This window comes from Vibrio sp. 2433-A1 (genome assembly GCF_056726085.1).
Genome location: NZ_JBRESC010000005.1, coordinates 124,121 through 139,228, shown reverse-complemented (window position 1 = coordinate 139,228; position 15,108 = coordinate 124,121). Strand labels below are relative to the sequence as shown.

Below are 15,108 nucleotides of genomic sequence, written 5' to 3'. Positions count from 1 at the left end.
TGCTCACTGTGATGAGTGTATTCCAAACTGCGAATGCGGCGTTGGAACTGGTGATTACGGATGGTATCGATTCGGCTCGTCCGATAGCTATCGTCCCATTTAAGTGGGAAGGCAACACTAAACTTCCTGAAGATGTGTCAAAGGTAATTGCCTCAGACCTTCAGCGCAGTGGTAAATTTAGCCCTGTTGCGACCAGCAAAATGCCACAAACACCATACAACGAATCAGAAGTCGACTTTGGTGCATGGACTGGCTTAGGTGTTGATGCGTTAGTGACGGGCTCTATCAGTCAAAACGCAGAAGGCAACTACGTCATTAACTACCAATTGGTTGATGTGGTACGTGGCCAATTGACCCAAGGTCAAAGTAAAGCGCTGAGTGACGATGGTCAGCTTGTACTGTCAAAAGATCACGTGATCTTTAACAAACGTGCGACAGTGCCTGGCAAGCGTTTAAGAGAGTACGCGCACCGTATCTCTGACTTGGTATATGAAGCGTTAACAGGCGAAAAGGGGGCGTTCCTAACACGTATCGCTTATGTGGTTGTGAGCGACAAAGATCAGTTCCCTTATCAACTGCGCGTATCAGATTACGATGGTCACAACGAGCGCCTAGTATTGCGTTCAAAGCAGCCGCTGATGTCACCAGCGTGGTCTCCTGACGGCAAGAAGCTAGCCTATGTCAGCTTCCAGAATGGTCAGGCGGAAATTTTTATCATGAACATCTACACCGGTGAGCGTGAAAAGATATCGTCATACCCGCGTCACAATGGTGCGCCAAGATTCTCACCAGACGGCAGTAAGCTGGCACTGGTTCTGTCTAAAACCGGTAGCCTGCAGGTTTATATTCTGGACCTAAAGACTCGTAAGCTGACGCAAATTACTCGCGGCCGATCGAACAATACTGAACCGTTTTGGCATCCCGATGGCAAATCTCTCGTCTTTACATCGGATCGGGGTGGAAAACCGCAAATTTATCAAGTAGATTTGGCGAATGGCTCGACTAACCGCCTTACTTGGCAAGGTAGTCAGAACTTAGGTGGTCAAATCACACCTGATGGCCGTTTCTTAGTTATGGTCAACCGCAGCAACTCTGGTTTCAATCTCGCTAAACTTGATTTGGAAACAGGTGCCATGCAGACGCTTACTAAGACACTGCTTGATGAATCACCAAGCATTGCGCCAAACGGCGGCATGGTGATTTATAGCTCTACTTATAATAAATCTAACGTGCTTTCAATGGTTTCCATTGATGGGCGCTTTAAAGCAAGATTACCCGTAACTAACGGACGTGTTCGTGCACCAGCATGGTCGCCGTTCTTGTAACGAGTAACAATTACAATAAAGGAAAAATCAACAATGCAACTTAATAAGGTTCTTAAAGGGCTTCTAATTGCGCTACCGGTACTAGCAGTTACAGCATGTAGCTCAAGCGATGATGCAGCAAACGCGTCTGGTTCAACTGAAACTAACCAAACTCAAGTCGTTGACAACAACACAGCTGTATCTCCAATCGATGCAAATAGTCAACTAACGGAGCAAGAGCTAAAAGAGCAAGAACTACGCGAAACTCAAACTATCTACTTCGCTTTCGACAACGCGACTATCGCGGGTGACTACGAAGAAATGCTAGCTGCACACGCTGCATACCTAAGCAAAAACCCAGCTCTAAAAGTGACTATCGAAGGTCACGCGGACGAGCGTGGTACTCCTGAGTACAACATCGCACTAGGTGAGCGCCGTGCTAATGCAGTTGCTAAATATCTACAAGCGCTAGGTGTTCAAGCTGATCAAATCTCTATCGTTAGCTACGGTGAAGAGAAACCACTTCTTCTAGGTCAATCAGAAGATGTATACGCTAAGAACCGCCGCGCAGTTCTAGTGTACTAATCAAGGGATTAGCCTATGTTCAGTAACCTTAAGCGCGTTGTTACGCTTACGTTACTGGCAAGTGCAGCGGGCAATGTGCTCGCTGCACCAGCTCCAGTATCCGATCTAAGCGGTAGCAACACCGCCACTTCTTCATCGTCAGTTCGTGGTAACGAGTCTGATGTCCAGCGCTTAGAGCGCCTATTGGAAAACCGTAATCGTGTACAGTTGCAAATGCAGCAACAGTTAGACGATATGGCTCTAGATATCAGTGACTTGCGTGGTCAACTAGAGAAAAGCAACTACGATATGCAGCAAATGCTAAAGCGCCAACGTGAATTGTTCATTGAACTGGACAAAGTACGCAGCCAAGCATCAACGCCTGCCGCTCAAACAGAAACTAAAACGCCAGAGAAACAAACCGGTGGCACATTCAGCTCTAATGTTGATGAACAAACTGCTTACCAAAACTCGGTTGATTTGATTCTGAAAAAGCGTGATTACACCGGTGCGATTGCTTCATTTCAGCAGTTCCAAAAGGACTACCCAGATTCGACCTTCACACCTAACTCTCATTACTGGTTAGGTCAGCTTTATTTCGCTAAGAAGCAAGATAAAGATGCGGTGAAGAGCTTCGCAGCGGTAGTAGCTTACAAAGATTCAAATAAACGTGCTGATGCGCTAGTTAAGCTTGGCGATATCGCTCAGCGTAACAATAACGCAGAGCAAGCGAAGAAGTACTATCAACAAGTCGTTGATGAGTATCCAAATAGCGCATCGGCCAAACTGGCCCAAGAGCGTTTATAATCGAGATACTTTCTCAAAATCTAAAAGGAGCGTTTGATGCTCCTTTTTGTTCTATATCTAATTTGACTCGAAACTGGCATCTACTCTGTCGTTAAGGTTACAATACTCGGATTACTGGAAGTAGCGTAGCGCAAGAGCAATGAGCCACATATTAGATACAATCGAGACAGTTTACCCATTCCCACCAAAACCAGTTCCGCTATCAGAAGAAGAAAAACAAGCGTATACCGCTAATATTAAAAAGCTTCTGAAAGAGAAAGACGCGGTTTTGATTGCCCATTACTATACCGATCCTGAAATTCAAGCATTGGCTGAAGAGACAGGCGGTTTTGTTGGCGATTCTCTTGAAATGGCCAAATTTGGCAACCGTCACCCAGCAAGCACCCTGATTATAGGTGGTGTGCGCTTTATGGGTGAATCTGCCAAGATCCTAACGCCTGAGAAACGCATCTTAATGCCAACGCTTGAAGCAGAGTGTTCGCTTGATTTAGGTTGTCCTGCTGACAAGTTCTCTGAGTTCTGCGACGCGCACCCTGACCATACCGTTGTTGTGTACGCCAATACTTCAGCAGCGGTTAAAGCTCGCGCTGACTGGGTGGTAACATCGAGTATCGCTCTTGAGATAGTTGAACACTTAGACGCAGAAGATAAACCTATTATTTGGGGCCCAGACCGTCACCTAGGTTCTTACATCTCAAATAAAACTGGCGCAGACATGTTGCTGTGGCAAGGCGAGTGTATCGTTCACGATGAGTTCTCCGCTGACGCTCTACGCAAGATGAAGTCTGTCTACCCAGACGCGGCTATCCTTGTTCACCCAGAGTCACCAGCGAGCGTTGTTGAGCTTGCAGACGCCGTGGGCTCAACAAGTCAGCTTATCAAGGCAGCCAAAGAGCTTCCGCACCAGCAGATGATTGTGGCAACGGATAAAGGCATCTTCTTTAAGATGCAACAATTAGTGCCAGAGAAAGAGCTAATTGAAGCGCCGACGGCCGGTGCAGGTGCAACTTGTCGCAGCTGTGCACACTGTCCTTGGATGGCGATGAACGGTCTGAAAGCGATTGAAGCTGCGCTTCGTGAAGGTGGTGCAGAGCACGAAATCTTTGTTGATGAAGCGCTGCGTGTTAAGTCTCTTATCCCGCTGAACCGAATGTTAGATTTCGCAGAACAGCTCAATATGCAAGTCAAAGGCAATGCATAAATAGAGAGCTATCACACTTCTTAAAACCAGCCACACTTGGCTGGTTTTTTTATGTTTGTGGTTAGGCTTAAATACAATCACAGTGTTTCATTAAGGAGTGTTATGACTCTTTGGTTATCATTTAAAAAGTGGCTGAACTCCCATCTATTTAACCTCAGCAATCGCAATCTGGCCTTTTTGGTGCTTGCCTATATTGCACTCTCTTGGGGTTTACTAACGCTAAGTGGTGAGCGTTCACTGACACATGACCTATCTACTTTCGTTTACTTCTTAATGGTAACGGCCTCAACGGTTGGCTATGGGGATCACTCTCCAGAGACAGCAGCAGGTAAGTGGGTGGTGATCTTGTTTGTTATCCCAGGTGGTTTGACCCTTTTTGCGGCATTGATTGGTCGCTTAGCAACAGGCGCAGTCGAGTACTGGCGCGCAGGAATATTAGGTAAACGGAGAGTTGGTGTGGAAAATCACATATTGCTATTAGGTTGGAACGGTCAACGTACGATGCATCTGATTCGCATGCTACAACACGAAGAAGAGGGCAAACGTCCGATCGTGTTATGTAGCCGCTCAGATATTGAGAATCCGCTACCTGGTCAAATAGGCTTCGTTAAAGTGAACAGCTATACCGATGCTCAAGAGATGGAAAAAGCCGCAATTGATAAAGCGAGCTGCATTGTGGTGGATAACCTAGAAGATGACATTACGCTTTCTGCTGCGCTATACAGTGCCAACATTAACCCTAAGGCCCACTTGCTGGCTTACTTCAAAGACGAAGCGCTGAGTAACCTTCTGAACCAGCACTGCCCAAATGCCGAGTGTATTCCTGCGGTAGGGGCAGAAATGTTAGCCAAAGCGGCGGTCGACCCAGGTTCTAGTGCGTTGCACCAAGAGCTACTGGCATCAACGCGTGGTATGACTCAGTATTCAACTACATATCCAGCAAATTTAAATGGAATAACGGTCGACAGCGCGTTTCATTATATGAAGAAAGAGTATCAGGCCACCTTAATAGCGCTTGATATCGGCAATGGAATTGAACTCAACCCAGAGCTAGAGCGAGAAGTCCCTGCGGGGAGCAAACTGTTTTATATTGCTGATGAGCGAATTGAATCGTTTGATTGGGCAGTATTAAACAAGGTCAACTAAAACCAAGAGGGGGCTCGCAAGCCCCCTTTGAATATTGGTCGATAACGCTACTTTGCCACGTTACCTGCAACGTTTAGCGCATCCCATGTACGTGCGAATGGTGGTGCGTAGCAAAAATCCATATAGCCTAGCTGCTGCGTCGTCATCTTAGCCGTGATGGCAACAGCGAGTGCGTTGATTCGGCCGACAGCACCTTTCTTACCTACGATTTCGCCACCAAGCAGTACATTGGTTTCTGGGTGGTAAACCAGCTTCACTTTAATGTCTTCTTGACCTGGGTAGTAGTCAGTTTGATTCTTATCTGAAATGGTTGAAACCTTCACTTCTAAACCGTGTTCTTTAGCTAGAAGTTCTGATACGCCTGTACATGCCAGTTCGTAGTCCAACACTTTTAAGCAAGACGAGCCTAAGAAACCACTCATGTAAGTGTCTTTACCTGCAAGTTTATCCGCCATCATGCGCGCTTGTTTGTTGGCTGTGGTTGCAAGTGGAACATACACTGACTTGCCTAGCGTCATGTGGTGAACCACCGCGCAGTCACCAACAGCATAAATATTAGCGTCTTCTGTTGCGCCAAACTCGTCTACGAGCAATGCACCGTTCGCGGCTTTTGGTAACTCGAATGCTTCTGTGTTTGGTTTAAAGCCAAGTGACATGATCACGACATCTGCTTCCACATTGCCATTGTCGGTTTCTACGATGTAACCGCCATGCTCGGCGTCGCGAATCGCTGCTACGCTGCAACCAGTTTTAAGCTCTGCACCTGATTCACGAATCGCACCTTCTACTACCTCGATCATTTCAGGGCTGAACTGGCGGCTCATTACGTGTTGCTCACGTTCAATGATGGTGACGTGCTTATTTAATAGGTGCGCTGCATCGAACACTTCAAGGCCGATAAAGCCACCACCGATAACGCAAACACGTTGTTTGTTGCTGTCCTTAAGCGCTTCCTTGACCGCCAAACCATCTTCCATGCTGGTTAGCGTGTATACGTGTTCTGGGTTGAACTCGCCAAACGATGGCACGATTGGACGCGCGCCCGTGGCAATCACCAACATATCGTAATCGATAGTGCTTTCTTCACCTTGGTGACGAACTTTAATCTGCTTTTCAACGGGGTCTAGAGCGACAATTTCAGTTTCAATGCGCACGTCTAAACCAGATTTAATCGCTTGTTCTGGCGTACGAGAGATCATGCGCTCAGTGTCATCAAACATGCCACCAGCAAAGTAAGGTAAACCACACGCACCGAACGAGATGTAATCACGCTTATCAAGCACAATCACTTCATCTGATGGCTGATTACGTTTGTATTTCGCTGCGAAACTCATACCAGCAGCGCTACCGCCTACGACAACAACTTTCATATTTATTACCTAAATAACCTGAACTCAGGAAAAACGGAGAGCACCCGCGTTGGGTGCTCTTTATTAAGTTTGGAAATTACACTGCTGCTTCTTTTGTTACTGTTGCAGTAACATCAGCGTTGTATTGCTCGTTGTTCAATGAGCCATTCTTCTTCGCGGTTAGCACGCCAGACAACATAGAGCCAGAGATGTTAAGCGCAGTACGTGCCATATCGATAAGAGCTTCGATAGAAACCAGAATCGCCACAACCGTGATGTCTAGACCCATGATGGTCAGTACAGCCACTGCTGCAAACGTTGCACCACCACCAACACCTGCGATACCGAATGAAGCAATCGCGATTACAGCAATCAGTTGTAGGATGAAGCCTAGGTCAACTGGCATGCCCATTACTTGTGCCGCCATGATAGCTAGCATTGCTGGGTAGATACCTGCACAACCGTTCTGACCGATACTGGTACCGAATGTTGCTGACATGTTTGCTGTTTCTTCGTCCACACCTAGACGTTGAGTTTGAGTTTCAACGTTTAGTGGGATTGCCGCCATGCTTGAGCGAGAACCGAAGCCAAATACTAGCACTGGCCAGATTTTCTTCATGAACTTCGCAGGAGACAGACCGAACATAGACACCATCACGAAGTGGATAGCGAACATTACACCGATTGCCACGTAACTTGCTAGTAGGAAGCGACCCATTTCTGCTAGTGCGAACAAATCGTTTGTCATCATGAACGTGGTCATCAGAGCGAATACACCGTAAGGCGTCAGCTTCAGAATCTCACGTACCATAGAAAGTACCACTTCTTTTGCAGAGTTGATGAAATCAACGAAGTTTTGTACTTTCTCAGGCTTACGGTTTTTCACTTGCAGGATACAGTAGCCAAGGAACATACCGAACAATACCGTTGATAGCGTCGAAGTACGTTGAGAACCCGTTAGCATGTCAAATATGTTGGTTGGGATGATAGACAACGCCATACCTGATAGACCGCTGCTCGCCATCGCATCTTGTGTTGCAATCAGAGAGTCACCACGAGCTTCAATAGCACTGTTAGTTCCGATAGTGCTGACTAATGCGTTTGCATCGATACCGAATAGGTAAATACTTGCGATGCCCACTGCGGCAGAGATAGCACAAGTGAAAAGTAGAATACCGATGATTTTTGGTGCGATACGCGATAGTGCACCGCCGCCTTCTACGTTCATGATCGAAGAGATCATCGCCACAAATACTAGTGGGATTACGATCATTTGTAGAAGCTTGATGTAGCCTTTACCGAACACAGAAATCAGTTCAGCAAAACCTGTCGTTGCAACGTTGCCTACACCGAATACGAGCTGAATCGCACCGCCGAATAACAGGCCAGCAGCAAGCGCACTCAGTACGCGGAAGTTAAAGCTTTTCTTTTGTTTTTTGAAGTTCGCAAGTAATGCATAGAACCCAAAGAACAGGATGCTTAATCCAATAAATGAAACGCTCATGAGAATCTCCTATTGATACCCATTTATGTCCGAAAATCGGTTACTTTTTGTATGCAATGGCTTCAACTTCAACCAATGCGTCTTTTGGTAGTCTTGCTGCTTCAACACAAGAGCGAGCTGGTGCGTTTTCTGTACCAAATACCTCTGTATACACTTCGTTAAATGCGGCGAAGTTTTCCATATCTGATAGGAAACATGTCGTCTTTAACACTGTGTCTAAGCCTGCACCGCTAGCTTCTAGAACCGCTTTTAAGTTCTCTAGAGACTGACGAGCTTGCTCTTTAATGCCGCCTTCAACAAACTGCATGGTATTTGGAACCAGTGGTAGTTGGCCTGATGTGTAAACCATGTCACCGTAACTTGTACCTTGAGAGTAAGGGCCGATAGCGGCTGGGGCTTGCTCAGTAGAAATGATCTGTTTCACAATATAACTCCTAAGTTATTAACTTTATTCTGATTTAAATTCACGGATAAACTTGTAAACCGCCTGACGGCTGATCCCAAGTTGCTCTGATACTTGTGTGGTCGTCTCTTTAAGCTCGAATACGCCGTTATCAAACAGGCAGCGAATAATGGCTTTGTTGCGGCCTTTTGCTGAAATCGTCTCGTCTTGATCCACTTCTTGCGTCGCTGCACTCAACGCTTGCTTGATGACATCATTGGCGTTGTTGCTGAACGTTTCGCTGACTAGGGTTTGCGATACATTGCATTGCGGCATCAGTGTTTTGACGATTTCTGGGAATGGGAAAGATAAGTTCATGTTGATGCACAGCATGCCAATCGGCTTTTTCTCTGGACCAGCCAAAATGCACGTGGTCGATTTCAGTAGCGAGCCATCGGCTGCATTGGTGAAATAACTCTTCGGAGAAACCTCGCCCGTTTTCTCGAATGTGCTCCACATACGTAGACCCAAATCGGTGATCGGCGAGCCAATTTCACGGCCGGTATGATGACCATTAACAATCTTCACGACTGAATTTTCTAAGCTTTCAAATGAATGAATAACCACTTCGCAGTAAGGGCCAATCAAATCAGCAATTGTGTCTGCCAAGCGAAAATAGTTGCTTAAACATTCTCTGTCTTCATCGGTGAATCGAACTTGCTTTACACTCTTCATCTTGGTTTACATTTTTGAACTCAATGACTGTAAATTACTTCTTTCGGGTTAGTTGAGCAATACAGAGTAAACTTCTGTAAACCATAAATTCACGCCTAAAACACCAGAAAAAAGCGAAGAATTGATCGAAATCACGCGCAATAGTTGAACAAGATCACCAAAAACATATGAGTCAGGTTTAATTTCTTAAACTTCATCAAAGTTTAAATATTTAAAATCAAAGATTCCATTTTTGAACATTTTAATGATCTAGAACAAATTCCCAAGTTTGCTAAAGATCACTAATGGCTATTAGTGTGACTGTTTTCATTTGTTTGCGTGATGTAAGGGCTGGTTTTGATGAGGGAAAGGGGTATTGAGTGAAGAAAGGAAGTATTAGAAATGGGGCGAAGTTAGCCCCATTAATATTTAATCTAGCAAGCTGAACTTAGTTTGATTCAGCCAGAGTCACGCCGCGCATCGTTAGGCCACACAGCATGGTTGGCATCGCGTTGAAGATTTCTTCAAACTGCTCTAGGCCTTGAATGCCTTGCTCTGCTAATGTCGCAATCGATGTTTCTGGATCGTAAAGCATGCTCAAAGACAAAATCACGCCACCAAGTAGTGCGCTGTCTTCTGTTCCATCTGGCATGATGGTTTCCCAATCATCTCTAGAAAGCTGCCAGCCTTGAAGCAGGCCTTCACAGAAGTCACGAGTTTGCGCTGTCACAATATCTTCTTCATCAAGCGTACAGCCTTCAGGCCACTGCCAGGTATTATCAAGTAATGCAGGGCGGTATTGATTCCAAAGGGCAATGATGTGCTCAATGTAAGTTTCGAGCTGCTCGCCATCGCTAAATGGTGCCACTTCTTCACCACCCCAAAGGAACGGTAGCCACTCTTCAGGTGGAAGAATATTAGGCGCAGCGGCCATTGCAGTAACGAAACCGTAGGTCTTAGCTTCGTTAATTAGTTTATCTTCTAGCTCTGGCAATGACAGCAGTTGTTGTAAAGTCAAAATAGACACCCTATTACAGTCAGGACTTGTGATGAGGCAATGGTAACAGCCAACACATAAGAGAAAAAGGTTGCTGCATTGATATATTCGCTATAATTTTTAATAAACAACAAAAATTCAAAGATTTATGGATATACGCTCGTCACTAAAAAGGAAGAGTATCATTGCCTTAGCTATTTATTTAGCTGTGGCGGTTGGTTTGATCGGTACGATTAACTATATGGTGGTGGAGCCTCCTACGCGCGCTCAGCTAGAGCGAAACCTTGAATTACGCACAGAACTCATCTCTACTCAAATCAAAGAGCCCCTCAATAAATCGTTAGGCATTTTGCAGGGCATCGTCAGTATTGGTAGTACTGACGAATCACAAGATCACCAAGCTTACCTTCTACACAAACTGGTCTCTCAGATCGACGATATAACGGTAAGTGGTGGGTTATGGCCTGTTCCTTATTCGATTGATAAAAATAGTGAATTTAGCAGTCTTTTTTTTAGTCGCGCCAGTGATGGTCAAGTGGATAGAATCTACTCGTGGGACAACCCGGCATCCGGTGGCTATATCAAAGAGTCTTGGTATACCTCGGTCGTGAATAAGCCTCAAGGCACCGTCTCTTGGTCGCCAGTTTATATTGACTCGTTCACACATGTGCAAATGATTACAGCATCGTCGCCTTATTACAATAATGGCGAATTTGCTGGCGTGGCGACGGTGGATATCTCCCTTGAATCATTGGTCGAGTTTGTGCGTCTGCATGCTGAAGAGTACGACTTAGGGGTGATTTTACGTGACGGTTATGGTGATGTGGTCACGGAATACAACTTTCAGCTCGCGGAAAACATCTACATCAGTAAGCACACCTTTGGCGACTTTAACTGGAGCGTCGATGTTGTTAACGCTAAGCGACTGGTAGCCGAACAAGTTTATGATGTGGTTTCAAAAGTTGAAGCTGTGATTGTACCTTTCATGCTAGCGTTCGTAATGCTTGGTTATTTTTTGATTAACCGCTTTCTTATCTCTCCAGTTGTGGTTGTCGCCAGAAGTGTGCAGGAATCCAAAGAAGGCGGCAGTATCGATCTGACGTACAACAGCAACGATGAGATCAAATACCTGATCGACTCCTTTAATCAGAAAACCGTCTATCTCGAAGAAGAGAAGGTTAAAGCCCAAGCCTCAACCAAAGCCAAAAGTGCCTTCTTAGCCACGTTATCACATGAGATCAGAACGCCAATGAATGGTGTACTGGGTACCGCTCAGATATTACTCAAAACTGATTTAACCAGTGAGCAACGCAAACATATGAAGACTTTGTACGAGTCGGGCGAGCATATGATGACGCTACTTAACGAGATCCTAGATTTCTCTAAAGTCGAGCAGGGGCATCTAGAGCTAGAGCGTGCGCCATTCCCGTTAAAAGCCATTATTGGCAGTATCAACAGTGTGTATTACACCTTGTGTTCTGAAAAAGGTTTGCAGTTCAAAGTCTACTCTGAAGTACCAGAGAGTCGTTGGTATCGCTGTGACAAAGCAAGGTTAAGGCAGATCTTGTTTAATCTGCTTAATAACGCGGTTAAGTTTACCTCTCGTGGTTATGTAGAAGTTAGCTTTAAAGAAGAGTACAGAAACGACCGTAACTTTTTAATCATTCAAGTACGTGATACAGGGATAGGGGTAGACAAAGCCGTTCAGGAAAAAATCTTCAAACCCTTTGAACAAGCGGAGTCCTCAACCACTCGACGTTTTGGCGGCACTGGACTTGGCCTTGCCATCGTCAAGCAGCTTTGTGATTTGATGGACGGTGAGATCAAATTGACCAGTGAAGTAGGGATTGGCTCAAGTTTTGAAGTCGCGCTTCAGGTAGATATTGGTGAAGCGATCTTTGCTGAATATCAAGAGCGCAGGAGCCTCGATTACCACGGATTAAAAGCACTCATTGTGGAAGATAACCGCACTAACTCGATCATCCTAAATACCTTTATGACCAACAAAGGGTTTTCGTGTGAATGCGTTGAAAATGGTGAGCTGGCAGTACATGAGATTAGAACTGGCGAATATGATCTTGTTTTGATGGACAACCATATGCCAGTAATGGATGGGGTCGAAGCGACCGCCGTTATTCGCGGTTTAAGCGGCGAAAGGTCTAAAGTACTAATACTTGGTTGTACTGCTGATGTGTTCAAAGATACTTGGCAGAACATGTTAAATTCGGGGGTGAATTATATTATCTCTAAGCCAGTTGATGAAACCGAACTTGATGATGCGCTGCTGAGTCATTCTGAGCTGCTGTATCAGTTTAAACCCCACTTATTGAATTCACCGCTCAATAATGGAGAGATCGAGTTAGAAGAACCTTTAATGATGTTCTTTATGGCGATTGAAAACGAAAATCTTCTTTATGCTCGCGAGAGCTTTAACCAAATTCAACACCAGTTAGAAGCGATTCAGTCTCCTGCATTGGAAGCGAACCTTGCCAACATTGAGCACCACTTAGTTGCTGGCAACTTTCCTCCGCAAGATGAGTTAGACGTACTGACTGTACTAGTAAAAGATTTCTGTAATTAAATTACGTTGATTTGGTTGTTTGTTGAACAGTGATTTGATTGTTAGTGTATATGTCTAATTTTATTACTGATTTTGGTTGTTTATTTACCATATTGTTTTAACTTTGAAATCTAAAACTGCAATTTTAATGATTTAATGGCGATATTAACTAGCCTATCAGGTTGGTTTTGGGTGTTTATTCTGTCGTTTATTTAAAAGTGTAGTTTTTTGTGTTGGAGTTGAAATGAAGTCTCGTGGGCCTTTTTGTATCCGTAACGCCGCGGCTGATACGTTTGCGATGGTAGTTTTCTGCTTTGTGTCTGGCATGATCATTGAGATCTTTATTTCAGGCATGACCTTTGAACAATCTTTAGCGTCTCGAACACTTTCGATCCCTGTTAACATCGCGATTGCCTTCCCATATGGGTTGTTCCGAGACTACGTTTTACGCCAAGGCGCTCGTATCTCAGACACTGGCGTAATGAAGAATATCTCAGACCTAGTGGCTTACGTGTTGTTCCAGTCACCTGTGTACGCAGCAATTTTGTTCACCGTTGGCGCATCAACCGATCAAATTATTACCGCAGTTACTTCTAATGCCGTGGTATCTTGCGGTATGGGCGTGCTATACGGCTACTTCCTAGATATGTGCCGCAAGTGGTTCCGCGTTCCGGGCTACTACCAAGAAATTTAAAGGCAAGAAGCATAAGGGCAGGACGCTGAATTCAAGATGAGCAATTTACTCAGCTAACCATTATTTAAGAAAGACGCCCAATGGCGTCTTTCTTTCGTTTGGAACTAACTTCCGGATTTATGCTAAATGCTCAAGTGTCGGATAATCCGTATAGCCATGCTCATTGCCCCCAAATAGTGTTGAGCCGTCTAGCTCTGCCAGAGGTTTTTGGTGCTGTAAGCGCGCCACCAAATCTGGGTTAGACACAAATGGGCGTCCAAACGCGACTAAATCTGCATAACCTTTCTCAAGTACTTCGTCAGCACGCTCTTGGGTGTAACTGCCAGCGACGATAATCGTGTTGGTGAAGTATTCGCGCAGCTCGATGCGGAAGCTTTCTGGAATCACTGGTGCGTCGTCCCAATCCGCTTCAGACAGGTGTAAGTACGCAATATCACGAGCTTGAAGTTGTTTCGATGCATCGAGGATAGTCGGAACAATGTCTGGGCAGTTCATGTCTTTGAAAGTGATGAAAGGGGCAAGTCGTACTCCCACTTTGTTGGCACCAATGGCTTCGCTCACCGCATCGACCACTTCTAATAAGAAGCGAAGTCGGTTTTCGCGTGTACCGCCATAGTTGTCGGTTCTGTGGTTTGAATTGGTACGTAGGAACTGGTCAATCAGGTAACCATTACCGCCGTGGATTTCGACGCCATCGAAGCCTGCTTCAATCGCACGTTTCGCTGCATGGGCGAAATCACTCACAACACGGTCAATATCGGCTTGAGTCATGGCTCGTGGCTCTACACAATCGACCATGTTGCCATTGCCCTGTTCGTCAGAAATCCACACTTGGGTTTCTACAGGTTTTAGTGCTGATGGTGCAATAGGCTGTTCACCTTTTTGGAATGTCGGGTGTGATACACGACCAACATGCCATAACTGACAAAACATAGCAGCGCCTTGCTCTTTTGCTGCTTGAGTGACGGTTTTCCAGCCAGCTACTTGCTCATCAGTGTAGACGCCTGGCGTGAACGAGTAACCCTGTGAATCGTCTGAAATCTGGGTGGCTTCAGAGATAATTAAGCCCGCGGTTGCGCGCTGCTTGTAGTAAGTCGCCATCATTTGGTTTGGTATGTTACCCGGTTGGCTGGTACGCGCACGGGTCATTGGTGCCATAACTACGCGGTTTTGTAGAGTCAGTTGTTTTAGTTCTGTTGGTTCAAATAGCTTACTCATGATCGGTTCCTTATTTAAGTAGTGGCACTTGAGTTTTTTGGCTTACTGATTCCATCCAGTGTTCGACGGCACTATCCCATTGTATTTCGGGTGCGCTAAAGAAGCCGCGTAAAATTGAGAATAGGATGGCTTCATCAACCAAACTCACATGCTGGTAGGAATCGAGATTCAACACGCTTTTCGCACGCTCGATGATCACTTCGACCTCTTTAGCAATGTTTGGTGTGTCTTGCAGCAGTGCATCAAAATTGAGTGCGTCCGTTTCCTTTTTCGCACGCCAAGCCTGTTGTGCCGATGGAGTAGTAAATTCTGGCAGGTTCATCTTTGACCATCTTGGGTATCCCACTTTTTGTAGGGGAAGAAAAGCCGCTTTTTGCCAGTCTAGAACCTGCTGCGATGGTTGATTTGTCTCATTCGACGTTGCTAACTCAAGGAAGTGACCGATGATGTCTAGGCTTTCGGCCATTGCTTCACCGTTGTCCTTGATCAGAAGTGGTACTTGCTTAGTTCCAATCAGGTCTGTTGTGGTTTTTTCGTCGTCATAAGCAATATTGATGACGTCGAGTTGGATATTTAGTATGCCAGCAACGTAGCGAACACGGGCACTAAATGGGCAATGTTCGTAAATGTAAAGTTTCATCGTGTTTTCCTTTTGTTTTGTATTGGGG

14 protein-coding genes are annotated in these 15,108 nt (G+C 45.4%); 7 read left to right on the top strand and 7 right to left on the bottom strand.

Annotated features, from left to right (window positions below):
• The first annotated feature begins 11 nt into the window (after positions 1 to 11).
• The 5 genes from tolB to ACU01J_RS07115 all read left to right on the top strand — a co-directional run bounded on the left by tolB (position 12) and on the right by ACU01J_RS07115 (position 5,022).
• Entirely contained in the window at positions 12 to 1,325 is a 1,314-nt protein-coding gene (tolB, locus tag ACU01J_RS07135; protein ID WP_481085137.1) for a Tol-Pal system beta propeller repeat protein TolB, read from the top strand.
• A 33-nt stretch (positions 1,326 to 1,358) separates the two neighbouring features.
• Positions 1,359 to 1,889 carry a peptidoglycan-associated lipoprotein Pal gene (gene pal / locus ACU01J_RS07130; protein ID WP_481085051.1) on the top strand — a complete coding sequence of 177 codons (531 nt, stop codon included), beginning with the start codon at positions 1,359 to 1,361 and terminating at the stop codon, positions 1,887 to 1,889.
• Positions 1,890 to 1,904: 15 nt separating this feature from the next.
• The gene (gene ybgF / locus ACU01J_RS07125) at positions 1,905 to 2,675 is read left to right on the top strand and encodes a tol-pal system protein YbgF (RefSeq protein ID WP_481085050.1); all 771 of its coding nucleotides are present in this window, start codon (positions 1,905 to 1,907) and stop codon (positions 2,673 to 2,675) included.
• Between the two features lie 139 nt (positions 2,676 to 2,814).
• Entirely contained in the window at positions 2,815 to 3,876 is a 1,062-nt protein-coding gene (nadA, locus tag ACU01J_RS07120; RefSeq protein ID WP_053438524.1) for a quinolinate synthase NadA, read from the top strand.
• Between the two features lie 102 nt (positions 3,877 to 3,978).
• A complete protein-coding gene (locus tag ACU01J_RS07115) occupies positions 3,979 to 5,022 on the top strand; it encodes a potassium channel family protein (protein WP_481085049.1) in 1,044 nt (347 codons plus the stop codon).
• A gap of 47 nt (positions 5,023 to 5,069) precedes the next feature.
• On the opposite strand, the gene ACU01J_RS07110 is transcribed toward ACU01J_RS07115, so the two are convergent.
• From ACU01J_RS07110 to ACU01J_RS07090, 5 genes are all read right to left on the bottom strand, one after another.
• Positions 5,070 to 6,392, bottom strand: coding sequence for a CoA-disulfide reductase (locus tag ACU01J_RS07110; protein ID WP_481085048.1), 1,323 nt, complete (start codon positions 6,390 to 6,392; stop codon positions 5,070 to 5,072).
• A gap of 76 nt (positions 6,393 to 6,468) precedes the next feature.
• The gene (locus tag ACU01J_RS07105) at positions 6,469 to 7,875 is read right to left on the bottom strand and encodes a cation:dicarboxylate symporter family transporter (RefSeq protein ID WP_481085047.1); all 1,407 of its coding nucleotides are present in this window, start codon (positions 7,873 to 7,875) and stop codon (positions 6,469 to 6,471) included.
• A gap of 40 nt (positions 7,876 to 7,915) precedes the next feature.
• Positions 7,916 to 8,299, bottom strand: coding sequence for a RidA family protein (locus ACU01J_RS07100; RefSeq protein WP_481085046.1), 384 nt, complete (start codon positions 8,297 to 8,299; stop codon positions 7,916 to 7,918).
• A gap of 24 nt (positions 8,300 to 8,323) precedes the next feature.
• Positions 8,324 to 8,992 carry a helix-turn-helix transcriptional regulator gene (locus ACU01J_RS07095; protein ID WP_481085045.1) on the bottom strand — a complete coding sequence of 223 codons (669 nt, stop codon included), beginning with the start codon at positions 8,990 to 8,992 and terminating at the stop codon, positions 8,324 to 8,326.
• Positions 8,993 to 9,419: 427 nt separating this feature from the next.
• Entirely contained in the window at positions 9,420 to 9,989 is a 570-nt protein-coding gene (locus tag ACU01J_RS07090) for a UPF0149 family protein (RefSeq protein ID WP_481085044.1), read from the bottom strand.
• A 127-nt stretch (positions 9,990 to 10,116) separates the two neighbouring features.
• On the opposite strand from ACU01J_RS07090, the gene ACU01J_RS07085 reads away from it, so the two are divergent.
• Both ACU01J_RS07085 and ACU01J_RS07080 read left to right on the top strand, forming a co-directional pair.
• Positions 10,117 to 12,549: a hybrid sensor histidine kinase/response regulator gene (locus tag ACU01J_RS07085; protein ID WP_481085043.1), complete on the top strand. Its 2,433-nt coding sequence runs from the start codon at positions 10,117 to 10,119 to the stop codon at positions 12,547 to 12,549.
• 223 nt (positions 12,550 to 12,772) lie between these two features.
• The gene (locus ACU01J_RS07080; RefSeq protein WP_481085042.1) at positions 12,773 to 13,222 is read left to right on the top strand and encodes an L-alanine exporter AlaE; all 450 of its coding nucleotides are present in this window, start codon (positions 12,773 to 12,775) and stop codon (positions 13,220 to 13,222) included.
• Positions 13,223 to 13,339: 117 nt separating this feature from the next.
• Here the strand turns inward: ACU01J_RS07080 and ACU01J_RS07075 are convergent, their stop codons facing one another.
• Entirely contained in the window at positions 13,340 to 14,440 is a 1,101-nt protein-coding gene (locus ACU01J_RS07075) for an alkene reductase (protein WP_481085041.1), read from the bottom strand.
• A 10-nt stretch (positions 14,441 to 14,450) separates the two neighbouring features.
• Positions 14,451 to 15,080: a GrxB family glutaredoxin gene (locus ACU01J_RS07070; protein ID WP_481085040.1), complete on the bottom strand. Its 630-nt coding sequence runs from the start codon at positions 15,078 to 15,080 to the stop codon at positions 14,451 to 14,453.
• Positions 15,081 to 15,108 lie beyond the last annotated feature (28 nt).